This is a genomic window from Flavobacterium sp. FlaQc-30 (genome assembly GCF_044005885.1).
Lineage (GTDB): Bacteria > Bacteroidota > Bacteroidia > Flavobacteriales > Flavobacteriaceae > Flavobacterium.
The window spans coordinates 134,883-160,217 of record NZ_JBIPCO010000008.1; the positions used below are offsets into that span (position 1 = coordinate 134,883).

General features: G+C 32.5%; 28 protein-coding genes. 6 read left to right on the plus strand and 22 right to left on the minus strand.

From position 1 onward, the window contains the following. Positions 1 to 149 precede the first annotated feature (149 nt). From hepC to ACHRV0_RS17570, 14 genes are all read right to left on the minus strand, one after another. Positions 150 to 2,132, minus strand: coding sequence for a heparin-sulfate lyase HepC (gene hepC / locus ACHRV0_RS17505; protein WP_395441807.1), 1,983 nt, complete (start codon positions 2,130 to 2,132; stop codon positions 150 to 152). A gap of 15 nt (positions 2,133 to 2,147) precedes the next feature. Continuing rightward, on the minus strand, positions 2,148 to 3,362 hold the full coding sequence (locus tag ACHRV0_RS17510) for a glycoside hydrolase family 88 protein (RefSeq protein ID WP_395441808.1): 1,215 nt from the start codon (positions 3,360 to 3,362) through the stop codon (positions 2,148 to 2,150). 231 nt (positions 3,363 to 3,593) lie between these two features. Next, positions 3,594 to 4,193, minus strand: a complete 600-nt coding sequence (locus ACHRV0_RS17515; protein ID WP_089055515.1) for a hypothetical protein — start codon at positions 4,191 to 4,193, stop codon at positions 3,594 to 3,596. Between the two features lie 159 nt (positions 4,194 to 4,352). Then, positions 4,353 to 4,730, minus strand: coding sequence for a DoxX family protein (locus tag ACHRV0_RS17520; RefSeq protein WP_395441809.1), 378 nt, complete (start codon positions 4,728 to 4,730; stop codon positions 4,353 to 4,355). Positions 4,731 to 4,736: 6 nt separating this feature from the next. Beyond that, on the minus strand, positions 4,737 to 5,207 hold the full coding sequence (locus ACHRV0_RS17525) for an SRPBCC domain-containing protein (RefSeq protein WP_395441810.1): 471 nt from the start codon (positions 5,205 to 5,207) through the stop codon (positions 4,737 to 4,739). A 4-nt stretch (positions 5,208 to 5,211) separates the two neighbouring features. Further along, the gene (locus ACHRV0_RS17530) at positions 5,212 to 5,538 is read right to left on the minus strand and encodes a helix-turn-helix transcriptional regulator (protein ID WP_099718160.1); all 327 of its coding nucleotides are present in this window, start codon (positions 5,536 to 5,538) and stop codon (positions 5,212 to 5,214) included. A 167-nt stretch (positions 5,539 to 5,705) separates the two neighbouring features. Further along, positions 5,706 to 6,074, minus strand: a complete 369-nt coding sequence (locus tag ACHRV0_RS17535) for a hypothetical protein (RefSeq protein WP_395441811.1) — start codon at positions 6,072 to 6,074, stop codon at positions 5,706 to 5,708. A 187-nt stretch (positions 6,075 to 6,261) separates the two neighbouring features. Beyond that, positions 6,262 to 7,194, minus strand: a complete 933-nt coding sequence (locus ACHRV0_RS17540) for a transglutaminase family protein (protein WP_089055510.1) — start codon at positions 7,192 to 7,194, stop codon at positions 6,262 to 6,264. 18 nt (positions 7,195 to 7,212) lie between these two features. Continuing rightward, positions 7,213 to 8,064 carry a substrate-binding domain-containing protein gene (locus ACHRV0_RS17545; RefSeq protein ID WP_395441812.1) on the minus strand — a complete coding sequence of 284 codons (852 nt, stop codon included), beginning with the start codon at positions 8,062 to 8,064 and terminating at the stop codon, positions 7,213 to 7,215. 45 nt (positions 8,065 to 8,109) lie between these two features. Then, entirely contained in the window at positions 8,110 to 8,583 is a 474-nt protein-coding gene (locus ACHRV0_RS17550) for a DUF4265 domain-containing protein (RefSeq protein WP_129023028.1), read from the minus strand. 91 nt (positions 8,584 to 8,674) lie between these two features. Further along, the gene (locus ACHRV0_RS17555; RefSeq protein WP_395413853.1) at positions 8,675 to 9,067 is read right to left on the minus strand and encodes a VOC family protein; all 393 of its coding nucleotides are present in this window, start codon (positions 9,065 to 9,067) and stop codon (positions 8,675 to 8,677) included. 50 nt (positions 9,068 to 9,117) lie between these two features. Then, positions 9,118 to 9,987, minus strand: coding sequence for a nucleoside phosphorylase (locus tag ACHRV0_RS17560; protein ID WP_395441813.1), 870 nt, complete (start codon positions 9,985 to 9,987; stop codon positions 9,118 to 9,120). Positions 9,988 to 10,098: 111 nt separating this feature from the next. Further along, positions 10,099 to 10,431, minus strand: coding sequence for a translation initiation factor (locus ACHRV0_RS17565; RefSeq protein ID WP_089056753.1), 333 nt, complete (start codon positions 10,429 to 10,431; stop codon positions 10,099 to 10,101). Positions 10,432 to 10,535: 104 nt separating this feature from the next. Next, positions 10,536 to 11,486 carry an isopenicillin N synthase family oxygenase gene (locus tag ACHRV0_RS17570; protein WP_129023030.1) on the minus strand — a complete coding sequence of 317 codons (951 nt, stop codon included), beginning with the start codon at positions 11,484 to 11,486 and terminating at the stop codon, positions 10,536 to 10,538. A gap of 168 nt (positions 11,487 to 11,654) precedes the next feature. Here ACHRV0_RS17570 and ACHRV0_RS17575 point away from each other — a divergent pair, with 168 nt between their 5' ends. After that, positions 11,655 to 13,631, plus strand: coding sequence for a thiamine pyrophosphate-dependent enzyme (locus ACHRV0_RS17575; RefSeq protein WP_395441814.1), 1,977 nt, complete (start codon positions 11,655 to 11,657; stop codon positions 13,629 to 13,631). A 67-nt stretch (positions 13,632 to 13,698) separates the two neighbouring features. Beyond that, entirely contained in the window at positions 13,699 to 15,441 is a 1,743-nt protein-coding gene (locus ACHRV0_RS17580) for a DUF885 domain-containing protein (RefSeq protein WP_395441815.1), read from the plus strand. 96 nt (positions 15,442 to 15,537) lie between these two features. Here the strand turns inward: ACHRV0_RS17580 and ACHRV0_RS17585 are convergent, their stop codons facing one another. Continuing rightward, complete coding sequence (locus ACHRV0_RS17585; protein ID WP_129023033.1) at positions 15,538 to 15,945, minus strand: glyoxalase; 408 nt, start codon at positions 15,943 to 15,945, stop codon at positions 15,538 to 15,540. Between the two features lie 69 nt (positions 15,946 to 16,014). On the opposite strand from ACHRV0_RS17585, the gene ACHRV0_RS17590 reads away from it, so the two are divergent. Continuing rightward, positions 16,015 to 16,398: an acyl-CoA thioesterase gene (locus tag ACHRV0_RS17590; RefSeq protein WP_129023034.1), complete on the plus strand. Its 384-nt coding sequence runs from the start codon at positions 16,015 to 16,017 to the stop codon at positions 16,396 to 16,398. 89 nt (positions 16,399 to 16,487) lie between these two features. Continuing rightward, positions 16,488 to 16,913, plus strand: a complete 426-nt coding sequence (locus tag ACHRV0_RS17595) for a hypothetical protein (RefSeq protein ID WP_395441816.1) — start codon at positions 16,488 to 16,490, stop codon at positions 16,911 to 16,913. 30 nt (positions 16,914 to 16,943) lie between these two features. Here the strand turns inward: ACHRV0_RS17595 and ACHRV0_RS17600 are convergent, their stop codons facing one another. Further along, positions 16,944 to 17,387 (minus strand): thiol-disulfide oxidoreductase DCC family protein, encoded by a 444-nt coding sequence (locus ACHRV0_RS17600; protein WP_395441817.1) that lies wholly within the window; start codon positions 17,385 to 17,387, stop codon positions 16,944 to 16,946. A 142-nt stretch (positions 17,388 to 17,529) separates the two neighbouring features. Beyond that, the gene (locus tag ACHRV0_RS17605; RefSeq protein WP_395441818.1) at positions 17,530 to 19,695 is read right to left on the minus strand and encodes a DNA mismatch repair protein MutS; all 2,166 of its coding nucleotides are present in this window, start codon (positions 19,693 to 19,695) and stop codon (positions 17,530 to 17,532) included. 112 nt (positions 19,696 to 19,807) lie between these two features. On the opposite strand from ACHRV0_RS17605, the gene ACHRV0_RS17610 reads away from it, so the two are divergent. Together ACHRV0_RS17610 and ACHRV0_RS17615 are read left to right on the plus strand one after the other, a co-directional pair. Further along, entirely contained in the window at positions 19,808 to 20,161 is a 354-nt protein-coding gene (locus tag ACHRV0_RS17610) for a hypothetical protein (RefSeq protein WP_395441819.1), read from the plus strand. A gap of 9 nt (positions 20,162 to 20,170) precedes the next feature. After that, complete coding sequence (locus ACHRV0_RS17615) at positions 20,171 to 20,842, plus strand: uracil-DNA glycosylase (RefSeq protein WP_395441820.1); 672 nt, start codon at positions 20,171 to 20,173, stop codon at positions 20,840 to 20,842. A gap of 64 nt (positions 20,843 to 20,906) precedes the next feature. Here ACHRV0_RS17615 and ACHRV0_RS17620 read toward each other — a convergent pair whose 3' ends face one another. The 5 genes from ACHRV0_RS17620 to ACHRV0_RS17640 all read right to left on the minus strand — a co-directional run bounded on the left by ACHRV0_RS17620 (position 20,907) and on the right by ACHRV0_RS17640 (position 25,233). Next, the gene (locus ACHRV0_RS17620; RefSeq protein WP_129023040.1) at positions 20,907 to 21,293 is read right to left on the minus strand and encodes a DUF4258 domain-containing protein; all 387 of its coding nucleotides are present in this window, start codon (positions 21,291 to 21,293) and stop codon (positions 20,907 to 20,909) included. A gap of 36 nt (positions 21,294 to 21,329) precedes the next feature. Beyond that, positions 21,330 to 22,529 carry an alanine dehydrogenase gene (locus ACHRV0_RS17625; protein WP_395441821.1) on the minus strand — a complete coding sequence of 400 codons (1,200 nt, stop codon included), beginning with the start codon at positions 22,527 to 22,529 and terminating at the stop codon, positions 21,330 to 21,332. An 84-nt stretch (positions 22,530 to 22,613) separates the two neighbouring features. Next, positions 22,614 to 23,081 (minus strand): GNAT family N-acetyltransferase, encoded by a 468-nt coding sequence (locus ACHRV0_RS17630; protein WP_395441822.1) that lies wholly within the window; start codon positions 23,079 to 23,081, stop codon positions 22,614 to 22,616. Positions 23,082 to 23,171: 90 nt separating this feature from the next. Then, positions 23,172 to 23,579 carry a tRNA (adenosine(37)-N6)-threonylcarbamoyltransferase complex ATPase subunit type 1 TsaE gene (gene tsaE / locus ACHRV0_RS17635; protein ID WP_129023042.1) on the minus strand — a complete coding sequence of 136 codons (408 nt, stop codon included), beginning with the start codon at positions 23,577 to 23,579 and terminating at the stop codon, positions 23,172 to 23,174. Between the two features lie 100 nt (positions 23,580 to 23,679). Further along, a complete protein-coding gene (locus ACHRV0_RS17640) occupies positions 23,680 to 25,233 on the minus strand; it encodes a bifunctional response regulator/alkaline phosphatase family protein (protein ID WP_129023043.1) in 1,554 nt (517 codons plus the stop codon). Between the last annotated feature and the right edge of the window lie 102 nt (positions 25,234 to 25,335).

Genomic DNA, 25,335 nt, shown 5'->3' on the forward strand with positions numbered 1-25,335 from the left:
TTTTTAATTTAATTAGTTGCATAGATTGTGGTTATTTTAATAAAATTAAAAGCTGTTTGATTTCAGTTTTTCTGAATTCCAAAGATAGCTTCGTAAAGTTTTTGTTGTATCACTAAGGCAAAAAAAAATGCCCTGCGTTTCTTAATCTTTTAGGGATTAAGGTTTTGTTGAATTTGGCTTATTTTTCCATTTATGGTTAATGTGAGATCAATTTTGCCATTTGACAGATCATGTCCTTTATTCTCGATGATTTTTATTTCTGGTGGTTTGTTACCAGTGTATGGATAAAGTATAGAGATAAAGCCTTGTGTATTTTCATTGTTTTTAGGTTTTTCAAATACAAAAGCGGGGCGATTTGTCTCTTTTTGATATTGGTAGGAAACAAAACTGGATTCTTCTTTTAAAGTAACTTTATCTTTATTAAGAAGTTGAATAACGAGATTGTTTCCATCGCCGTAATTTGTAACGATGCTGTTGTTTACCTTATTTATGCTCGCGTTACTATCTTCTTTTAAATTGTAATGAATTGCTAAATCGCCTCTTGCGGTTCCAATTGCTCTGTCGATAATGATGAAAAAAGTTTTATCTACGAACAAAAAGTTTCTTTCATGATTTAAATCCTTGTAACTTGGATTTAGGTACGAAAGTAATTGAAGATTTCCATCTGGCTGCCACTTAATTAGTTTTGCATCATTTTGGATGTTTTGATTATCAAGAGTTAAGGTTTGATGTGCTTTCGTAGAACGATACCAATCTCTTTTACTGTTTTCTTGATTGCCAACATTTGCATAAACAAAACTACCAGAGTCAGGAGTAAAGTCACGATCTTTTATCCAAAGAACAAAATTTCCGTTATCAGGTTGAGAATGAAACCCGGCGGGAGGTCCAGCTTTAATTTGCATTACAGTTGATGTTGTGTCCCAGCCGTTTCTAAAGGCATAAAAACCCGCATTGGGCAGACTGCTGGAAAGATACTCAGGTTTCAAACCTGATTTTCCGTCTGTAGCGTAATATTCAATTGTTTTATTTTGAGGAAAAACCTTTGCCCATACTTGATAATTTTTAAGCATGGCACTTTTAGTTGTTAAGAAAGAGTTGCCATATAACGGAAATGTATAGTCAGGAAATGAATATTTACCAACTGCCAATATCATTTTTTCTACTAGATTATGATAGCTTTCTGGAAACTCTTTTTCTACACCATTCAATTGTGCAATTTGCAAGGCATCTAGAAAGATCTTAATTGTACCAATATGATAGGATGGAGACAACTCAAACTGAACTCCATCAGGTAAAACTTGTTTTTTGATTTCGTCGTTTAAAACTGTAATACCGCTCTTACGCCATGTTTCGGCATGATTCATTTCTGGAAAAGAGCTTCCGGCATACATCATATGAAGTGCTTCGTATAAGCGATGATTTCCAATATCAGTATAATTATTCATTACATAATCAGCTTGCTCCTTATAAGAATTTAAAAATTCCATTAAAAATGCAGGAGTAAAATGCGGCGAATTAATAAACATATTAAAATACGACGACCAGTGATTAAGTCTAAAAGAAACTACAAAGGCTTTCCAAGCATACTGTTTATCATCAGGATAAGCGCCTTGTTTGTTTTTTTGGATCCAATCGCGTACTTCAAACACCCATTCTTTTGCATATGTTTCATTACCAGTACTATTGTAAACAATTCCTAATGGCTCCCAAAAAGCAGTACGATGCAAAAAAGTAGTCAGCAATTGATCTTGAACAGGACGATACTGCCAGTTGATGTCTTTTCCGTAATCGTAAGCAGGATAGCCTTTGTGCGGTTTAAATTTGTGCAATAAAATATCATTCGCCAGTGCTAAGGTATTGTCGCTTACTTTTTTACCAGCATATTTTTGTCTGTCAGTAGGGTTAAAATCTAAATTTTTAACATCAGTACGACCGCGATAATATTTTAAAAGCTGTTCACTGGCATCTTCGTACTTTTTTGCAGTAACCAATGCTTTTACTTTTTCAAGTCCTTTATAATCTAGATTGATAAGGTCGAAACTCGTTTTATTTATTTTGGTTTCCTGTCCTAAAATGTTTTGTACAGAAAACAGAATAAATGCAAAAATGAATAGGTATTTGTTAGTCTTCATCTTTAATTTATGGAGTTACGATTTCTCTGGAAAATCTATTTTTTTAATTTCAGCATATCTTTTTAATGCCTCTAAATAATAATAATCTGCATAATCCAGTGGTGTATCAATTTCAGAATTGTATAAGAAAGCTCCAACACTATGTTTTAATAGGAAGTAATTGTTCTCGCCTGGTTTAGCTAAATAAGCTTCTGATGATAAGGATTTTAGTATTTCTTCAGCATAATCGAAGTATTTTTTTCCGTCTTTAACCTGAGTACTTAAATCAAGTAAACCTGAAGCTATTACTGCGGCAGCCGATGCATCTCTAGGAGCTAGTTCATCAGTATCCATTGCATTATGAACATCAAAATCCCAAACTGGAACTTTGTCTTTTGGCATACGAGGGTGGTTCATTATAAACGAAGCAATATTTTCTGCCTGTTGCAAAAATTTCTGATTTTTTGTATTTGCATAACACATCGCATAACCATAAAGTCCCCAGGCTTGCCCGCGTGCCCAAGCCGAATCGTCTGTTACTCCTTGATGTGTTGCTTTACGCAGTACTTTGCCCGTTTTTGGATCGTAATCTACCAAATGATAAGAACTATAATCTTTTCTAAAATGGTTTTTAATTGTTGTTAAAGCATGAGAATTAGCCGCATTTGCATATTCAGGCTTATTAAACTGATTAGCGCCCCAATACAAATATTCAAGATTCATCATATTGTCGATAATAACAGGGTAGTGCCACCAAGCAAAATCCCAAGAACGAATGGCTCCAACTGTTGGACTAAAACGAGCGTATAAATTTTGGGCACCATCGGCAAGTGCAGGAAGATAAGTTTTGTCACCAGTAATTCTGTAGGCATTCCCATAAGAACAATAAAGCATAAAACCTAAATCGTGCGTGTTTTTTATATGTCGGATAGAATCAAGTGCTAGAGTGAATTTTTGTGCATCTTGAGCTAGTTTTTTGTCGCCGGTTAATTCATAGCCGTACCAAAGACTTCCAGGAAAGAATCCAGTTGTCCAATCCGTTAAACCAGCAAGTCTAACAGTTCCGTCGGGATTTGTAGAACGAGGGTTTTTTCCGGGTTTATACGTTTCTGCAGCTTTGCTCAGCTGATAATGGATTACTTCTGATGTTTTTTTTAACCAATCCAGCGAGGGATCATTTTGATTGGTTTGCGAAAACGAACTGAAGGTAATTAGAAAGGCAGTAAAAAAGAGGTTAAAGGTTTTTTTCATAGTTTAATCGTTTTTAGATCTATATCCATTTTGATTGGATTTTTACAAAAGCGAAGTTAAACTTGAGATGCAAATTCGTCTTTCAGTTTTTGTTATAATTGTTTTGAATTTGTCTAAACACTCCTGTTTTATTGGGATTTTTTAGTAATTCTATTGAAAAAAGTACAAAAACAAAAAACGGTCTTTTCAGACCGTTTTTTGTTTTAAAATAGAATTGAGAAATTCCCGCTTTTATTCTTTCACTATTACGATTGTTGCTTTGTAGCCTGTACCAACATTCCATTGACTAGCTTCAATAACAACACCTTTGTCATCATAAACTTGAAACTCTGCTGTATTTGGTGAAGCAGATCCTTCATTCAAAGCTTCAAAGTCAATTTTATTAATTCCGTTTACTAAATTAATTTTAAAACCTTTAAACTCTCCATCTAAGCTTACTTCTGGCTCAACCACTTTGTCGTTTAAATATACTTTTATTTTATCGCCGTCTACAAAAGCAGCATCACGATAACGAATTGTAGAAGTAAAAGAGGTGGTTTTAAAACTTCCTAAAAATTGATTTCGTCTATAAAAAATACCATCAACATTTGACTCTTTTTTATATATACTGGTATCTTTAAAAAGCTCCTCTGGATTAACTTTTAAAGGATCTGGTTTTTCGGCAGCAACCGGTGGTTCTGCTTTTGGAGTATTTTCTTTAGGAGGAGGAATTACTTCTTTAATTTCTGCATTCTTTTTAGGAATCGGTTTAAATTTGGCATTGAGTTCATCCTGCGAATATCCTTGTAAGCAAACACTAAACATAATAACTAAAAAAACTATTTTTTTCATATCTCTGAACTATTTATTTATGGATTAAACACTATTGAGGTGTATTTATAAAAACAATTAATTGAAATATTTATTGTCTTTACAGATAAATTAATGCGCTCAATACGAAAATTAATAGATGCAGTTTGAGTTCAAAGTTTTTTATGTTTTTCTCTTTTTTTAGATTGTATTGGTTTTTCTTTCGGCAGGTCTAAAATACCAAGATACAATCGTTAAAACGATTAACAATATTGGGCCAAAATAATCCTTAGCAGAATCTCCTACTGCAAAATGTGAAAAAACAGCTCCCGTCATGGCAAAAAAGAATCCGGCATATGTCCATTCTTTTAATAAAGAAAATTTAGGGATTAAAATTGCAATAACTCCAAGAAGTTTCCATACACCCAAAAGCGTTAAAAAGTATAAAGGATAACCTAAGCGCGTTATCATTTCAGTTTCATCTTTTATTTTTAATAATTGCACAATTCCTGTTGCAGTCATTCCTAATGCCAGCCAAAGCGTAGCAATCCAATAGATAATTTTGTTTCTTTTACTCATAATATTTTAGTTTAATGTTTTACTCAAAATTTCTTGTAATCGATTATGTGCCATATTAATACCTTGTGCAAAAGGCATTTTTAATGTTTGATCTCTAAGTTCAATAGATCTGTAAATAATTTGAATAGTAAGTCTGCTGGTTTCGTCAGTAATTTTTTCAAATTCTAAAAATTCCAATTGAGGAGAGAAGTTCGTATTTTCCATTTCAAAAGTTCGGGTTATTTTTTGATTTGGAATATATTCATGTATGACACCATTTGCTTTAAAAACTACATTTCCATTAGGATCTGAAGTTTCAAACTGCCAGCCGCCGTGTTTTTTATTTTCAAGTTTCAGTACTTTGGTTCCCATCCATTGCTCTACAAATTCGGCTTCAGTATATCCTTTGAAAAGCAATTCCAACGGAAGATCAAAATCTCTAGTAATCACTAATTGCTGCTGCCCATTTACAGCGCTGACTTTAGTTTTTGGTTCCATAATATTAATCGTTTTTGGGTTTATAGTTCTTCATTATACTTTCTAATTTATTAAACCTGTCATCCCACATTTTGCGAAAAGGTTCAATAAAATTGTCGATTTCCTTAATTTTTTCTGGATTTAAATGATAGTGAATTTCTCTTCCCGTTTGTGTTTGGTGAAGTAACTCACATTCACTCAATATTTGTATGTGTTTTGAAATAGTCTGTCTAGACGATTTAAAATTTTCAGCAATTGCTCCCGGAGTCATTGCTTGTATGGCCACTAAACTTAAAATTGCTCGGCGGGTAGGATCGGCGATTGCTTGAAAAACATCTCTTCTAATTTCCATTGTGCAGTTATTTGACTGCAAATATAATGCAGTTATTTGACTGCGCAATGTTTTTTTAAAACTTTTTTCATAAAAAAACTCCTAAACGAGTAGTTTAGGAGTTTTGAATGTCTTTATTTTTTTTTGAATTATGATTCTGATTTTAAAAATGTTACACTAAACTTAAGTTAGATTTTCTTAAGTATAAGTTTCATTTCCTTGGTATCTAAAACCAGTTCATCTGATGTAATCGTGCTTTCACAAGGGTATGGAGTACCAACTTCATCTTTTATCACTAAACTTTTTCCACCTTTTGTCAATGCATAAGTACCATTTGTAATCTCTCTAGTTAAAAAGCCAGTTACGTGCCCATCTTCTGTAAAAGTTAGGGTTCCATCGCTTAGAATAACTGCTTTTAAAGAATCTGAAAGTGGCATTTTAGCTTCTACAGCAGTAATTTTCCAAGAATTTACTAGTTTATTTCTACCCTTAGCGCATGAAATAATTAATACCGCAGCCAATGCAATTCCGAAGATAAATAATTTAGATTTTTTCATGATTTTGTGATTAAAAATTAGACAGGAAAAGTTACAAAAAAAAGTATTACTCCTAACATTTTATTAACACAAAATGAATTAATGTATCTGATTTATAATATTTTATTGAAATTGCTGATGCCTTGCTCTGATTTTGTTTATTTCTAGAAAGGCTTGGTACGATCCCGTTTTCTGTCTGCTAAAAAAGCTAGTTTAGAGTCAAAGCCCCTAAAATTTCTTCGTACATAAATGGTCCTCCCGGATACTTAGCAGTATAATCGAGATTCATCCATACCTGACCACGTTCATCAATGTGATAGTGAATTTTCTTTTTATAGCTTTCTTTTGGAAAAAGCACATTTTTGATTAGATAATTGACTTTTTCCAAATCGATTAAAGAACCAATAAGTATTTCAGGATATATATGTCCTTTTGTGTGAATTAATCGCGGAGTACCGCCAATAGAACGAATTGCGGCCGCCATTAAAATAGAGTGATCGTCGCAGTCTCCAGAAAAATATTCTAATGATTCGCTGGCGGTTGCAATATAATCGCCTTCTTTTGGATCATTTACATAATTCCAACGGCTGTTTATCTCTTTAAATACAGCAAAACATTGAATTATAGTTCTATAGTCAGAATATCCTTTTATTCCTTTAAAATGTTTAGTAGTCGCCATGATAGCAAAATTCCTAACTTTTGGATTTTGATATTCGATTGCGTTTATAATTTTTGATTTGTTTGGAAACGGCAGCAGTTTTGCAACAATAATATCCTGAGGAAAAGGATTGTCTGACATGGTGTAAATCATCGAATTATAATCCTCAGAGATTTCGCTGAAACCATAATTTCCAATGACCGTTCCATAAATTAGAATCAATAAATAAACAGCAACACATAAAATTATTATGGTTCGCAGCAACATTAAGAGAAAGAAAATTGCAGCAAAAACGAATATAAAAATAAACACACGATCTAAATTGAATGCCCAATTTAAATCGCGTAAATTTTGATGCAGTATGATAAAAATGGGTATCGTTATCAAAAGACTCAACAGCATAATAATCACCCTATCCCAAGGTGATTTCACCTGTAATTTGGATTTTAATTGCGGAAAGTCAATTTTAGGAAAATTTATCATAAGAATCGAAAGCAGTTTTTACAGCGCTTTTACCGTTTCAACAAAAGTACTTTTTTTATCAATAATTCCCAGATCAAATAATTGATTTTGGATTTTGATAAAAGCTTTCTCATTTAAATGTTTTTGAGACCATTGTGTTAATTTCAGCCATTCTTGAATGTCTTCTACTTTTTGATTGAATAATTCCGCTAATGTTTTGTCAATACTCGGAATTTGAGCAAAATCAACCGTAGTTTTGTTTATAATTTCTAAGACTTTTTCAACTACTTTTGGATTTTTCTTCAAAAATTCGTCGCGAACTGTTATTACAAAAGACGGCCATGGAGTAGGACAGTCGCCAATGCGTCTAAAAATACCTTTATCTACAAGTGGTTTTGTCATAAAACGTTCCCACATAAAATAATCTGCAGTTCCGTTTGTCAAAGCTTCAACAGCGCCATCAATTGTATTTACAATCTCAAATTGCAAATCATCACTATTCCAGCCTTGCTCGTTTGCATTAACATAAGCCATCAATTGAGAGCCTGATCCAATTCTAGAAATCGCTGCTTTTTTATTTTTTAAATCTGTGATATTCTTAAAATCAGATTTTGCAGCAACGTGAATTCCCCAGATTAATGGCGATTGCACATAAATTTGAACAATTTTACTAGGATTCCCTGCAACAATATCTTTTACAATTCCTTCGGTCAAAATAACTGCCATATCCGTTTCTCCGTCGCGCAGCATTTGGCACATTTTACCAGTTCCTTCTGGAATATCTTTCCATTGCAAATCAATATTTTCTGCTTCAAATTCGCCATTTTCAATGCATAAATGCCATGGCAGATTGAAGTGTTCCGGAACACCTGCAATTTTTACCGTTTTCATTGTAGTTAAGTTTAAGTTAAGTTTGGTATGCGTATTTAAGTTTGTTTAGTTTTTTAATAAATCAGCTCGATGTTTTTCAGAAAGACATGGCTCTGCAAATTCAAAAACAGAAAGCGTTTCATATTCATTTAAAACACTTCGCACAATCGAATAATCTGTTTCTCTTGCAATTTCGACAGCTAGAAAAGTATCATTTAAACTTTCAGACAAACAATTAATTGCTTTTAGTTTTTCGATTATAATTTCCTTGTCAAAATCTTTTTCTAAAATTAAAATCTGAACTATCGAATTTCCTGAGCTTTCAATCGTTTTTTGATAGACCAAACGTTCTTCTTTTTCATCTAGTTCGGCATAAAACAAATCGTCTGTTGCAATTAATGCTCCAAAAAAAGGAATATTATCTAATTTAAAAAGTCCCTTTTCTAAGTCTACAATTTCAGCCCACATGGTTTCTGAAACCGTATCTTCTAAATAATCACTATAGTATTTGAATAGGATTTTTTTATGTGTTTCTGCCATTATTTATTTTGTAATATTTTTTTTGCGCAAGCTCTTTTCATTATCTAATTCTCAAATTAACTAATTCCAAATTTTATAATTCTATAATTGCTTAATTAATTTCACTTATTATTGCTTTCAATGGAGATATAACAATTCTATAACCATCAGGATCCTGAAACATTTTTCCGTTTTCATTCCAAAAAGGATTTACGGCAGTTATAGTCGAAATGTTATGATGCTCAAGCTTATCTATTAATTCATTGTAATCTAAAATTGTTTTTGGATAAAGGATAATAACATCATCTTCATCAAAAGAATGATTGGCTTTTACTTTAGATTGTGTAAACTCAAAATGCCAGTCTAAACCTATTTTTCCAATAAAAACGCCGTCATAATCTTTATGATTCTGAAAATCACCTAATCGCTCAAAACCAAGAATATTGATATAAAAATTTTCAATTATTTCTAAGTTATCTGTATGTCTTGCAACTCTTAAAAACATAATCTCAAGATTTTTAAATTATCTAATTTTCTAATTAACAAATTATCTAATTATTTCCCCGCTAACTTATTTAATGTATAAGTAATAAGCTCATCAACTGCTCTATAAGGATCCTCGCTGAATGTTCCTGACGCACGGTTGGCAATAATGGCATTTAATGATAAAGCATTATGACCTAAAAGCGCCGAAAGCCCATAAATTGCAGCTGTTTCCATTTCTAAATTTGTGATTCTTTCATCCTCAAATTTAAAATTATCCATTTTACTATTTAATTCCTCATCCTGAATATTCAAACGTAAAACTCTTCCTTGCGGACCATAAAAACCTCCAGCAGTTGCAGTAATTCCTTTAAAAATTTTATCAGATTCTATAAGTTGTTCCAGTTTTTCTGAACACGAAATTACATAAGGTCTTCCTTTACGGCTGTCCCAATTAGTATGTTTGATAAAAGCATCTTCAAGCGCTGCATTTGAAACTTCGTCGATTAAATAGGAGCGGAGCATATTATCTAAACCAAGTCCAAATTTCGACATTACAAAACTGTCTACAGGAATATCTTCTTGTAAAGAACCAGAAGTTCCAATTCTTATAATATTTAATGAAGTTAGGTTTTCTTTTGGCTCACGCGTTTTAAAATCGATGTTTACCAAAGCATCTAATTCATTTACAACAATATCAATATTATCAGGGCCAATTCCCGTTGATATTACAGAAATTCTTTTGCCTTTGTAAATTCCGGTTTGAGTTTTAAATTCTCTTTTTTGTGTCGAGAATTCAATTGAATCAAAAAATTGAGTGATTTTTTCAACTCTATTTTGGTCACCAACAAAAATTATATCATTGGCAATATGTTCAGGACGAAGGTTTAAGTGGTAAACACTTCCGTCTGGGTTAAGTATTAATTCTGATGATTGTATCATTTTTTTTTTAGGTTCTAAGGTTCTGAGATTCTGAGATTCTGAGGTTTTTTGTTGAGACGCACGGCTGTGTGTCTTGTTGAAATTCCAATTTTAAAAATTGAGATTTTCTATTTATCCTCCAACGCGTTTCGTTTTAAATCCTTTTTCTTTTAAAATAGCCATAATTTTATCGCGGTAATCACCTTGAATAATTATAGAATCATCTTTAAAAGTACCGCCAACGCTTAATTTGGTTTTTATTTCTTTGGCCAATAGTTTAAAATCTTCATCACTTCCTTCATAACCTTCGATTATGGTGGTTGCTTTTCCTTTTCGCTTTTCAAACTTGCAGATCATGGGTTCTTTCTGAATGTAAAGAACATGATCCTGCTCTTGAACCTCTTCTGGTTCGTTTGATTCGATATGATCGGGGAATAAATTTTTTAATTGATCTTTAAAATCCATATGTTTCTTCTTCTAAAAAAATAAGCTCCAATTTAAAAATTAAATTCCAAATTCCAATGAAAGTTTGGAATTTGGAATTTTTAAAATTGAAACTTAAATAAGTTTTATTTTTTGATTAAACCTAGATCTACCAAACGTTCGTATAAATAATCACCAGCGGTAATATCTTCGAACTTCTTTGGGTTTTCTTCATCAATACAATTTTCTAAACAATCTAAACGCATATCACTTACAGGATGCATAAAGAACGGTACAGAAAAACGTGAAGTTCCCCATAATTCTCTAGGAGGATTCACTACTTGATGAATAGTTGATTTAAGTTTGTTATTAGTATGTCTAGACAACATATCACCAACATTAATAACCAATTCGTCATCGGCTGCAATAGCGTCAATCCAGTCGCCATTGTGGTTTTGAACTTGAAGCCCTTTACCTTGAGCACCCATTAATAATGTAATCAAATTAATATCGCCGTGAGCCGCTGCACGAATTGCGTTTTCTGGCTCAGAAGTAATTGGGGGATAGTGAATTGGTCTTAAAATAGAGTTTCCGTCTTTTGCATATTGATCAAAATAAAATTCATCTAAACCAAGGTGCAAAGCTAATGCTCTTAATACATAAACACCAGTTTTTTCAAGCATCTGGTAAGCTTCTTTTCCTACAGCATTAAAACGAGGCAACTCAGTAACTTCTACATTTTCAGGATATTCTGATGCGTATTTTGAGTTTTCATCAACGTATTGGCCAAAATGCCAAAATTCTTTCAAATCTCCCTCTTTGCGTCCTTTAGCATGCTCTTTACCAAAAGAAACATAACCTCTTTGTCCGCCAATTCCAGGAATTTCATAATTATGCTTAGTTTCTACTGGCAAGGCGAAAAATTTTCTAATTTCACCATAAAGTTCGTCTACCAATTGGTCGTCAAGAAAATGACCTTTTAGGGCTACGAAGCCAATGTTTTCAAATGCACTGCCGATTTCATTTACAAATTTTTGTTTACGTTTCGGGTCGTCCGAAAGGAAATCACGTAAGTCTACACTAGGAATGTTTTGCATACTTTACATTTTTATTTAAGAAAAAAAGGCTTTAAAAGCCTTTGTATAACAAAGGTAGAGAATATTTTAGAATTGAATTTTAAAAGTTATAATAAAATTAAAATTTTATAACATAAATAAGTAAAATTGTTATATTTTTTTATATTTGATATATAAAAACCAAGAACTATGATCTTTTATAGAGAAAACCTTACAGATGAGCAGTTGTTAGACCTATACAAAAAACTGCTTAAGCCGCGTTTAATCGAAGAAAAAATGCTCATTTTGATTCGGCAGGGTAAAGTATCTAAATGGTTTTCGGGAATAGGGCAGGAAGCAATTTCTGTTGGTGTAACTTCTGTTTTAGACGAATCTGAATATGTTTTGCCAATGCACAGAAATCTCGGAGTTTTTACTACAAGAAATATTCCTTTGCACCGATTATTTTCGCAATGGCAGGGAAAAGCAAATGGTTTTACAAAAGGACGTGACAGAAGTTTTCATTTTGGAACTCAGGAATATAATATTATTGGAATGATCTCACACTTGGGGCCGCAGTTAGGAATTGCTGACGGAATTGCGTTGGCGAATAAACTTCAAGATAATAAAAAAGTTACGGCTGTTTTTACTGGTGAAGGCGGTACAAGTGAAGGCGATTTTCATGAAGCATTGAATATCGCAGCTGTTTGGAAACTTCCTGTAATGTTTGTTATTGAAAATAATGGCTACGGATTGTCTACGCCAACGAAAGAACAATATTCTTGCGAGAATTTAGCCGATAAAGGAATTGGTTATGGTATTGAAAGTTATATTATAGACGGCAATAATATTTTGGAGATTTATAATAAACTGTCAAAATTAAAAGAAGATATGCAAAACGATCCGCATCCTGTTTTGCTCGAGTTTAAAACTTTTAGAATGCGTGGTCACGAGGAAGCAAGCGGTACCAAATATGTTCCGAAAGAATTAATGGAAGAATGGGAAACTAAAGATCCTGTTGTAAATTATAGAAACTATTTAACCGAAATTGGAGTTCTTACTTCCGAACTTGATGAAGAGTTTCACAATGAAATAAAACAAGAAATTGACGAGAATCTTGCCATCGCCAATGCTGAACCTGAAATAATACCTACTTACAGCGGTGAATTAGAAGATGTTTATAAGCCATATCAATATGAAGAAATTATTTCAACATCTGAAAGCAAGAATATTCGTTTTATAGATGCTATCCGTAATAGTTTGGAGCAGTCGATGCAGCGTCATAAAAACCTTGTCATGATGGGACAAGATATTGCCGAATATGGAGGTGCTTTTAAAATTACCGACGGATTTGTAGAGTTTTTTGGTAAAGATCGTGTTAGAAATACTCCCATTTGCGAAAGTGCAGTTGTTTCGACTGCAATGGGATTGTCTATAAATAATTATAAAGCAATTGTCGAAATGCAGTTTGCTGATTTTGTTTCAACGGGATTTAATCCAATAGTCAATCTATTAGCAAAATCGCATTACCGCTGGGGCGAAAAAGCCGATGTTGTGGTTCGTATGCCTTGCGGCGGCGGCACTCAGGCGGGACCGTTTCATTCGCAGACCAATGAAGCTTGGTTTACCAAAACTCCGGGTTTAAAAGTGGTTTATCCTGCTTTCCCTTATGATGCAAAAGGTTTGTTGAATACTGCGATTAACGATCCAAATCCGGTTTTGTTTTTTGAACATAAACAACTGTACAGAAGTATACATCAAGATGTTCCTACTGATTATTATACAATTCCGTTTGGTAAAGCAGCTTTGTTAAAAGAAGGAACTTCGGTTACGATTATTGCTTTTGGTGCTCCAGTACATTGGGCATTGGAAACGTTAGCGAAATATCCTGAAATAAAAGCGGATTTAATCGATTTAAGAACATTGCAACCACTTGATACTGAAACTATTTTTGCCTCAGTAAAAAAAACAGGAAAAGTGATTGTTTATCAAGAAGATACTCTATTCGGAGGTATTGCAAGTGATATTTCAGCTTTAATTATGGAGGAATGTTTCGAGTATTTGGACGCTCCAGTAAAAAGAGTGGCAAGTCTCGATTCGCCAATTCCGTTTACAAAAGCCTTAGAAGATCAATTTTTGCCTAAAAATCGTTTCGAAGAAGTTTTATTAGAATTGTTGAAATATTGATTGTAAAAGTTATATAGTTTTGCATAATGAACATTTTTTTTATCTTTAAACCATAAAAAAATAAATTATGAAAAAACTGTTTGTTTCAATTTTTGCGATTACGCTGCTTTTTTCCTGTAACAAAAGTACTAAGTCTAACGAAGATAAAGCTTTAGATGGAAAATTTGATAAATACAAAGACGGCTTTGTAACGGCTTTGTGGGAAATTAATCCTGGCTGGGCTTCTGGCGTTGGTTACCATAAATACGATAGCATATTATCTATTTATGATGCGAATGAAGAGAAAAGACAACTTGATTTTGTTAATGCGCAATTAGATTCATTAAAACAATTTAACGTTGAGAATTTGTCGGATAATAATAAGACCGATTTTCAAATGATTAAAAATCAGCTCGAAAGTACTATTTTTAGTATCAAAGAGATGAAATCGTCTGAATGGAATCCTTCTGAATACAATGTATGCGGAGCTTTTGCCGAAATTTTAAACGGAAATTATGATTCTCTTGAAGTGCGTTTGCGTGCCTTTAACAAAAAGATGAACGCAGTTCCTGCTTATTATGAAACTGCCAAAAAGAACATTAAAAATCCAACTGTTGAACATACAGAACTTGCAATAGCGCAAAACTTAGGTGGATCTTCTGTTTTTGATGCCGATTTAAAAACGGCTTTAGAAAAAAGTAAATTAAGTGCTGCTGAGAAAAAAGAAATGCTTGATAAAGCTGCTATTTCGATAAAAGCAATCTCAGATTATGCTGCTTGGTTAAAAGCTTTACCGAATAAAACTCCGCGATCTTTTAGACTTGGTTCAGCACTATATGCTAAAAAGTTCAATTTTGATATCCAATCTAGTTATACTCCTGACGAAATTTATAAAATTGCTGTAGATCATAAAAAAGATCTGCACGATAAAATGTTTGTTCTGGCTGATAAACTTTGGACAAAATACAAAGGAAAAGATCCAAAACCAGCTGATAAATTAGATTTAATCAAACAAGTTATTGATAAAATATCTTTACAACATACAACTCCAGAGAAGTTTCAATCTGAAATCGAAAAACAAATTCCTGAATTAACAGCTTATGTAAAAGCTAAAGATTTATTGTACATCGATCCATCAAAACCACTTGTGGTTCGTAAAGAGCCTGCGTATATGGCGGGAGTGGCAGGCGCATCTATTTCTGCACCTGGACCTTATGATAAAAATGGAAATACATATTATAATGTAGGAAGTATGTCTGGCTGGACGGCTGAAAATGCTGAAAGTTATTTGAGAGAATACAACGATTACATTCTTCAAATTTTAAATATTCACGAAGCAGTTCCGGGGCATTACACACAATTAGTTTACAGTAATCAATCTCCAAGTATCATTAAATCTATTTTAGGAAATGGTGCAATGGTTGAAGGCTGGGCTGTTTATGCTGAAAAAATGATGTTGGAAAGTGGTTACAAAAACTCTGACGAAATGTGGTTGATGTATTACAAATGGAATTTAAGAGCAACTTGTAATACTATTTTAGATATTAGTGTTCATACAAAAAACATGTCTAAAGAAGCAGCGTTAGATTTATTGACCAAAGAAGCTTTTCAGCAGCAAGCTGAAGCTGATGGAAAATGGAAACGCGTAACTTTATCTCAAGTGCAGTTATGCTCTTATTTTACAGGTTATACTGAAATTTATAATTTAAGAGAAGAACTTAAAAAGAAAGAAGGAGATAAATTTAATTTGAAAAAGTTCCATGAGAAGTTTTTAAGCTTTGGAAGTGCTCCAGTTAAATACATTAAAGAGTTAATGCTTTCTGAGGAATAGATTTCTGAAAAGTATAGTTTTAAAAACAGGTTTGGTAAGATTAATAATCTCGTCAAACCTGTTTTTTTATGCTAAATAATTTCTGAAAACAATAGTTTAATTTTCTGTTTTGTCAAATTCAAACAACTGCACTTGACTTTTTAATCTGTCAATTAATAAATTCATCATGCGTTTGTTTAAATCAGAAGAATTCTGGATATAAGTATCGTATTCTTCAATCGTAAAAAGCGCCATAACAATTCCTTTTAGAGAATTTCGAAACTTAATATCTTTTTGAATCGAATTTTCTATAGTCTGGAGTTTCTTTTCGATGGTGTACGAATAAAAGTCGGCTTTGTTTTTATTTACATAATTAATAAAAACGGCTATGAATAAATCATTTTGAAGCTTTAAAATAGGTCTAATCGTTTGATTTTGAAATAACTCATCTGCCGAAGATTGAGCACTTACAGTTCCTAAAGTTTCGCCTCTGAATTCTTTTAAAAAAGTGTCTCTATCTGCCATGTTTTTTCTTTAAATTTATAAAAATTTCAAATACAAAAAACTCTATTTTTACTTTTATAAATTAAAATTATGCGATTTCATACTAGAAAGTGGGTTAAGCCCGAAGATTTAAATCCTAACGGAACTTTATTTGGAGGAAAATTATTAGCGTGGATAGATGAAGAGCTGGCGCTTTATACTATAATTCAGTTAGAAAATCCGAGAGTTGTAACCAAACATATGTCTGAAATTAATTTTAGAAGTTCAGCAAGACAAGGAGATATTGTCGAGATTGGGATTGATGTGGTTAAATTTGGAAATACTTCGGTCGTTTTAAAATGTGCAGTTAGAAATATGATGACGCGTGAAACCATTATTACAATCGACGAAACTACAATGGTAAACCTCGATGAAAATGGTAAGCCTAGTGCCCACGGAAAAACTCAAATTGAGTTTGTAAAAGATCGCTTGTAAATTACTTAAATCATTATAAATGATATAAGTAAATCATACAGCAAATAAGTTGTGAGTAATATTAACTTATGTCAAAATAAATATATACTATGAATTTAAAATCACTTTTGTTTCTTTTTTCGATTTTTGCACTTACCATTTCTTGTAATTCTAAAGAAGAAAACACAGGTTACAAACAAGTTTTTTACCGTGCCGTAAATAATAATGATACTGCAATTTTGGTTTTAAATATCAGTGATAAACGTTTTTTTGGACGTTATGAAATATTGTATAATAGGATTGGTAAAGATTCTGGAGATGTAAGAGGCGATATAAAAGGAGATACATTTAGAGGCGATTTTCATTTTATATCTAATGGAGGAAGCTGGAAAAGAGTTCCATTGGCTTTTTTGCGAAAAGAAAATAAACTAGTTTTAGGGAATGGTGTAGTGGGGACTTATATGAACCTTCCTTGTTTTTTGCCGGGAACTTTAAATTATAAAGACCCAAAATTTACTTTTGAAGAGGTTAAATAGTGAATTTAGTTTTTGATTTCAAGATGTTTTTTACAAAAACTTTGCTTTTAGTTCTGGCGTAGGAATCATGCAGCTTTCTTTCTTGCCGTACCATTTGTAGCGATTAGTAGCAATATAATCGTAAATGTAATTTCGAAGCTTTTCTGGAAGAATTTTAAAAATTGCCATTAAACTATACAATCCGCCCAAATCTTCGGCAATTTCGATTACAGCGTCAGATTTATAATAGTAAGCAACACCAGGATTGTACATAATGATACTGTCAATTTTAGTTTGATCAACGCCAATATAAGTACAGATTTCTTTTCCTAAGTCAGATTGCAAAGCCACAAAACGGAAAGTATCTTTTTTATCGTGTTTTATAATAAATTGAACGGCGTTGCTGCATAAATTGCAAACGCCGTCAAATAGTATTATTTTTTTGTTTTCTGCAGTTTTTTGGAGCAGCGAAACAATCTCACTCTGTTTTTCCATTTTATATACGCTTCATTTCCTCGTTTTCCGAATAAAGCTCCAATTTGGATCTAAAAATCCATTGATGATTAAGTATTAAGAATCAAGTATTAATAAACAACTATCAACCAAAAAACATCAACCACCAACCACCAACCACCAACTACTTCTTAGCAGCTTCAACAAGCTCTAATTCGTCTAAACTTACTTTTGAGGTAAAGATACCGTAGTTTACCGTTGCTTTATTTTTTTCGATAGAATCAATACTTCCCACAGATCTTCCGTCGAGCATTCTAACTCTATCGCCAACTTTTAAAATAGGTTTTGGTTTTTCGATAACTGGTTTGAGTTTCTTTTCCTTTTTCTCTTTTCTAATTTCTTCCACTTTCACAGAAACCTCTGCAATTACTTCTTTTTTCTTTTCAATAATCGCTTTACTTTCTTTTGGAGTTGCTTTTTTACGTTTAGAGTTTTCGATTTCAACAATTTTTAAAAACTCACCAATAAGTTCTTTCTTGTTTTTATTGTTGAAGTATTTCTCCGCAATATCTTCTATTTTTTGACCAATGTAAATCGTTTTCTGATTGCTGTCGTATAATTCCTGATAGCTTTCTAGTTTTTGTTTGATTTTTACATTGATGTTTTCCATCTTTTTGCTTTCCTCGCGTGCTCGAGTTTCTTCTTCTTTTAAATTTAAAGAAGTTTTTTCCAGTTTCGATCTTTCTTTTTGAAGTGTTGCGATGGTCTTGTCAAAGCGAACTTTTCCAACTTCGATTTTCTTCTTTGCACGGTTAATCAATCCAAATGGGATTCCGTTTTTTTGAGCAACCTCAAATGTAAACGAACTTCCTGCTTGTCCTAAAGCCAATTTATACATTGGTTCAAGCGATTTTTCATCAAACATCATATTTGCATTTGTAGCAAAAGGCAATTCGTTTGCCAAAATTTTCAAATTAGAATAATGCGTTGTGATAATTCCGAATGCTTCACGATGGTAAAATTCTTCTAAGAAAATCTCGGCTAAAGCACCTCCTAATTCAGGATCAGAACCTGTACCAAATTCATCAATTAAAAACATGGTTTTCTTGTTGCATTTCTTCAAGAAATAATTCATGTTTTTTAATCTGTAGCTGTATGTACTTAAATGATTTTCGATAGATTGATTATCTCCAATATCTGTTAAAATTCGATCAAACAAAAAGGTCTCGCTTCGCTCATGCACAGGAATCAGCATTCCAGATTGCAGCATTAATTGCAGTAAACCAACTGTTTTTAAGGAAATAGTTTTACCCCCGGCGTTAGGACCCGAAATGACAATAATTCTATTTTCTTGCTTTAATTCAATAGTCTGCGGATGCGTAACTTCGTTTTTTTGCTTGTTATTGAGATATAAAATAGGGTGATAGGCTTCTCTAAAAAACAGCCTTCTTTCTTCTGTAATCGTTGGTAAAATGGCATTAATTCGGTTAGCATATTTTGCTTTTCCAGCAACAACATCAATATCACTCAGAAATTCTTGGTATTCAATTAAAAGCGGTAAAAAAGGACGAATTGAATTTGATAACTGTTTCAAAATCCGAGTGATTTCTTCTTTTTCCTCGTATTCTAAATTGCTTAATTCACGCGAGTATTTTAAAGTTGCTTCTGGTTCGATGTAAGCAATACTTCCTGTTTTAGAACTTCCTAAAATAGAACCTTTTACTTTACGACGATACATAGCAAGAACAGCCAAAACGCGGCGATTTTGAACAAAACTTTCTTTAATGTCGTCCAAATATCCTAAGCTGTTGTATTGTGTCAATGCAACACCAAAACTTTGGTTCACTTTTCCGCGTACTAAATTCATGCTCTGACGGATGCTCAAAAGAGCAGGAGAGGCATTGTCTTTTATTTCACCGTATTTATCTACAATTGCATCAATTAAAGAAACAATGTCTTTTGTATACTCAACTCTTGAAGCCCTTGCATTTATATTGGGATAATAATCATCAAACTTTTTTAGAAAAGTAAGCAAGGTATTTGTTGTTGACGAAAGTGTAGCAATTTTTCTAAAACTTCCTACTTCTAGAAAACTATCTTCGATTGCCAGAAATTTAATTTCGTGCGTTATTGCATCAAATCCGTGATTTGGCAATGCGTTATTATTTTGAAAAGAAGAAACATACTCTGAAGTTTGCATTAAAGCCTGCATCAATGTTTCTGTATCTCTAAAAGGTGTTATTTGTAAAGCTTTTTCTTTTCCAATATCTGTGTTACAGCCAGCCGAAATAGTTTCGAGCACCGTTGGAAATTGTAAATCTTGTAATGTTTTTTCGGTAATAGATATCATTATATATCGTAAGTTGTAAGGTTTCAAAGTTACAAAGTTTTAAAAACTAAATAGTACTATTGGTTAGTAGTTTGAAAAAAACTTTGCGTAATTTGTGATAAAATTTTAATTGATGAAAAAGGAATTAGTGGATTATGAAGATAATTTAGTTTTTGGAATTATTAGAAATAATATTTTGAATGGAAAATTAGAATATAAAAAAACGAAAGTTTTTGTAAGTGGTTCATATATAGGTTTTAAGGGTGAAATTAATACAGATCCATATGTAATAAAAGTAGATGTTGCTGGTTTCGACGAAGAGTTAATTAAAGAAGCAATTGTTAAAATGTCAAAAAGTTCCTTTATTGAAGGAGACGGTTTTAGTTTTTCTACTTCTATATCTTCTGCATGGTGCAAAGAGGAGAGCTGGCTAGAAATTAATATATCGCACTTTTTATTTTATACTATTTTTGAATTTAACTTATAATTTATTGGAATGAAAATTAATTTATCTCAAGATTGGCAAGGCGTTTTAAAAGACGAAATTCAAAAGCCTTATTTTTCTACATTAATGGAGGCTTTGGATACTGAGTATAAAACGCATACTTGTTATCCTCCAGATGAGTTGATTTTTTCGGCTTTTAATAACTGCAGTTTTGCCGATTTGAAAATTGTAATTATTGGTCAAGACCCTTATCATGGAGAAGGAGAAGCCAATGGTTTAAGTTTTTCGGTAAATGATACGGTAAAAATTCCGCCGTCACTTCGCAATATTTTCAGAGAAATAAATACTGATCTGGATTCGATTTTTATGCCGTCATCAGGAAATCTTGAAAAATGGGCAAAGCAGGGAATTTTACTTCTAAATGCTTCGCTGACAGTTCGTAAAGACAGTCCAAATAGTCATAAACATTTAAAATGGAATCTTTTTACAGATGCTGTAATTCAAGCTGTTTCAGACCAAAAAGAAAATGTCGTTTTTCTGTTATGGGGAAGTTTTGCTCAGAAAAAAGGATTAAAAATAGATCGCTCTAAACATTATATTTTAGAATCAGGCCATCCGTCTCCTATGAGTGCAAATCAAGGGAAATGGTTTGGAAATAGACATTTCAGTCAAACAAATGCTTTTCTAAAATCAAAAGGGATTAAAGAAATAGAATGGTTGTGAGATTGATCTTGTCATTTCTCCTTTGTCGAAATGACAGAAGCTCGGTAAATTTAAATTTTACAGACTAGTGATCTGCTGGTTTCTTTGTTATTTCTTCTAATACAGCTTTCTTTTCGTAGTTTACTACTTTTAGAATAATCTCTTGATTTTTAGCTGTTTTTCCTTCAATAATGTATATTTTTCCGTTTTTGAACGGAACATTACTTTGGTCAAAATCTACATCGCCATAGGTTAATGTATTTTTTACATCGGCAGTATCAACCCATTTTTCATTTAAAGTCTGAACGGCCTTATCAGAATATTGAAAAGGTTTTGTTCTTAAATCATTTAAAACTCTGGCATTTGGGAAATAGTTGCAACGAGTATCTTTACCACTAAAAATAAGGGCTACAACAAAACAACCCATTACTAAACCAATCAAATAATATGCAAAACGGTGTACGAACTTCATGAAATAAAATTTTTGCAAAGGTACATTAAAGTTCCTTTAAAATACAAGTAAATTAATATCGTTGTCTGGCAGATCAAACCAGTCGCCAATTGCTTTATTTGTTAGAATTCCGTGGTATAAGTAAATTCCGTTTTTAAGCCCTTTGTTGCATCTTATAGCACTCTCTAATCCTCCGTTTTCAGCAATTTGATGTAGATAAGGAGAAAGTATATTACTTATTGATAATGAGGCAGTTTTTGAGTAACGGGAAGGAATGTTTGGCACACAATAATGCAAAACATTGTTTTTAATAAAAGTAGGCTTTTCGTGTGTTGTTACTTCAGAACTTTCAAAGCAGCCGCCAGTGTCGATACTAACGTCAACGATAACGGCACCTTTTTTCATGTGCTCTACCATCGTTTCGGTAACAATAATTGGGCAGCGTTCTTTGCCTCGCATGGCGCCAATTGCAACATCACAACGTCTTAAGGCTTTTAATAATGCTTTTTGTTGAATTGTAGAAGTAAAAATACGCTGGCTTAAATTATTCTGCAGTCGGCGTAATTTAGTGATAGAATTATCGAATACTTTTACATTTGCGCCAAGTCCTATTGCAGTTTTTGCAGCAAATTCGCCAACGGTTCCCGCTCCTAAAATTACGACTTCAGTGGGAGGAACGCCGGTAATATTACCAAATAAAAGTCCTTTACCAAATTCAGTTGTAATCATTAATTCGGCAGCAATAAGTATTGAAGCTGTTCCAGCAATCTCACTTAAAGATTTTACCGCAGGATAAGTGCCGTCTTCATCTTTTATATATTCAAAAGCTAATGCTGTAATCTTTTTTTGCGCCAAAGCTTCAAAATAAGATCTTTTTTTTGTTTTTAATTGAATTGCCGAAATGATAATAGTTTCTGGATTTATCATTTCGATTTCTGCTAAAGTAGGCGGTTCTACTTTTAATAAAAGTGGACAACCGAAAACCCTTTTAGTATCTTTAGTGATTTCTGCACCAGCATCAGAATATTCTTTGTCAGTATAACTCGAGCTTTCTCCAGCTCCAGATTCTATCATTACACGATGACCTTCATAAGTTAAAGAATTCACGGCATCGGGAGTAAGACAGATACGTCTTTCCTGATAGCTGGTTTCTTTTGGAATTCCTATAAAAAGTTCTCTTTTAAAACGACCAACCTCAAGTTTTTCTTCTTGTGGAATTAATTGTTGCTTTGTAAACGGAGTTAAGGTAATTGACATGAGTTATGCAAAAAATTAAGAGTACAAATTACGTAAAAAGTTTTAGAATTAGTGTAAAAATTCTGCTAATACTAAGGTCAAATGTTAAGATATTATTTTCTCCATTTTAATGTCAGCTCTTTTGTAAACCCCTGCTTCTAAAGGGATTTCTGCGAAACCAAATTTTTTGTACAAATGAATGGCAGGAAGTAAAGTTGTATTAGAGTATAAAAAGAGTTTTTTTATGTCATTTTCTTTCGCAATATCGATACAATGTTCAAGTAGTTTATTGCCAATTCCTAATCCTTGTGCAGTATCAGAAACAGCCATTTTGCTTAATTCAAATGTTGAATCGTCAACTTTTAGTAAAGAAACTGTTCCAATAATTTTGTCGTTGTATTTTGCGTAGAAAATCATTCCGCCTTTGTCAATAATTTCTTCTTGCGGATTTGAAAGCGTTAATTCGTCTTTTTCCTCTACTTTAAAATATTTGGTCAGCCAAGCTATATTTAAAGTTTTAATGTGCTCTTTCAGATCTTGTGAAAAAGGAATTATTTCTACGGTATTCTTCATTCTGTTTTTTGTGCTTCTTAAGTTCGAATCATTACATATTTTTAAGAGAAAAATTTACGGCAATGATTCTTCAAAGGTATTTTAAGTTTTTTAGACCAATTTTAATTCTCTTTTTCCGTCTGCCAATAACTCAATTGTAATAGTTGAAGTATCTTCAGGAAGAAGACTTGCAATTTTTTCAGACCATTCTATAAAACACCAGTTTCCTGAATATAAATAATCATCAACGCCCATATCCAGAGCTTCAGTTTCTTTATTTAAACGATAAAAATCAAAATGATAAACAATCTGATTATTAGAAGTATAGTATTCGTTGACCAATGAAAAAGTAGGACTGCTGGTAGCGTCTTTAACACCTAAATTTTTGCATAACTCCTTGATTAAGGTAGTTTTTCCAACTCCCATTTCACCATTAAAAAGAATGATTTTTTTAGGATTTGAATCTAAAATTTGTTTTGCTGCTTCTTGAATTTGATCTAGAGAAAAAACGATATTCATTGTTATGTTATTTTTGCCACGAATTTCACAAATTTTCACGAATTAAAATTTACTTTTTTTACATAAAATAAAAATTCATGAAATTCGAGGCGATATTTTTTTATTTCGGGTTAAAGACCAAAAACGGAATAATCATTTCTTCTAGTGAAATTCCCCCGTGTTGATAGGTGTTTTTGTAATAACTTACATAATGATTGTAGTTGTTTACATAAGCCAGGAAAAAATCATTTTTGGCAAAAATAAACGAACTGCTCATGTTTATTGCGGGTAAACCAATTGTTTTTGGCTCCTTTACTACGTAAACATCTTTTTGTTCGTAGGTTAAGCTGCGACCCGTTTTATAACGCAAGTTTAGACTGGTGTTTTTGTCTCCTACAACTTTCGACGGATTTTTTACATTAATAGTTCCGTGATCTGTTGTTAGAATTAACTTAAAACCTAAAAGTTGTGCCTGCTGAATAATTTCTAATAAAGGAGAGTTTTTGAACCAGCTTAATGTTAAAGAACGATATGCTTTATCATCAGAAGCTAATTCTTTTACCACTTCCATTTCTGTTTTTGCGTGCGACAGCATATCTACAAAGTTGTAAACCACTGTAACTAAATCATTTGTTTTTAAAGCCTTGAAGTTTTCTGCTAATTTTTTACCGCCGGCATAATTGGTGATTTTAAAATAATCTTCTTTAATGTTTAAACCCAAACGTTTTAATTGTGCCGATAAAAATTCTGCTTCGTACAAGTTTTTTCCGCCATCTTCTACATCATTTTTCCAATATTGCGGAAATTGTTTTTCCATATCCAAAGGCATTAAACCTGAGAAAATAGCATTTCTGGCATATTGTGTAGCTGTTGGCAGAATTGAAAAATACGGAACTTCTTTTTCTAATTTGTAATAATTAGAAATCACAGTTTCAAAAGATTTCCATTGGTCGTATCGAAGGTTGTCGATTACAACAAACAGAATTGGTTTGTCTTTCTTTTTAAGTTCTGGAACGACTAATTCTTTGAATAAATTGTGAGACTGAATAGGTTTGTCGGCTTTTGGAGCAAACCAGTCTTCATAATTACGTTCAATGAATTTTCCGAATTGCGAATTGGCTTCTACTTTTTGAGATTCCAGAATTTCAATCATCGCTTGATCGTTGATATTCTCTAGTTTTAATTCCCAAAAAAGGAGTTTTTTATAAAGCTCAATCCAGTCTTCATAAGAATTAACCATCGCTAATTCCATTGAAATTTTTCTGAATTCTTTTTGATAATCTAAAGTCGTTTTCTCTGAAATCAATCTTGAATCGTCTAGATTTTTCTTTAAACTCAATAAAATCTGATTTGGATTTACTGGTTTAATCAAATAATCGGCAATTTTAGATCCAATTGCTTCTTCCATTATGTATTCTTCTTCACTTTTGGTGATCATAATCATAGGAATAGCTGATTTTTTCTCTTTCATTTCAGAAAGTGTTTCCAAGCCGCTCATTCCAGGCATATTTTCATCCAAAAAAACAATATCAAAATTGTCTTCCTCAAATAAAGCAATGGCGTCAAGACCATTATTACAGGTTGTTACAGCGTAATTCTTTTTTTCGAGGAATAATATATGTGGCTTTAAAAGATCGATTTCATCATCGACCCAAAGTATTTTTATTTTGTCCATAAACGAGTTTAATTTTAATGCAATTTAGAAGTATAGAACTTAAAAAGTATTAAAAATAGTATAAAATTAGGAATGTTAATTATAAAATAATTCGGCTTCGAT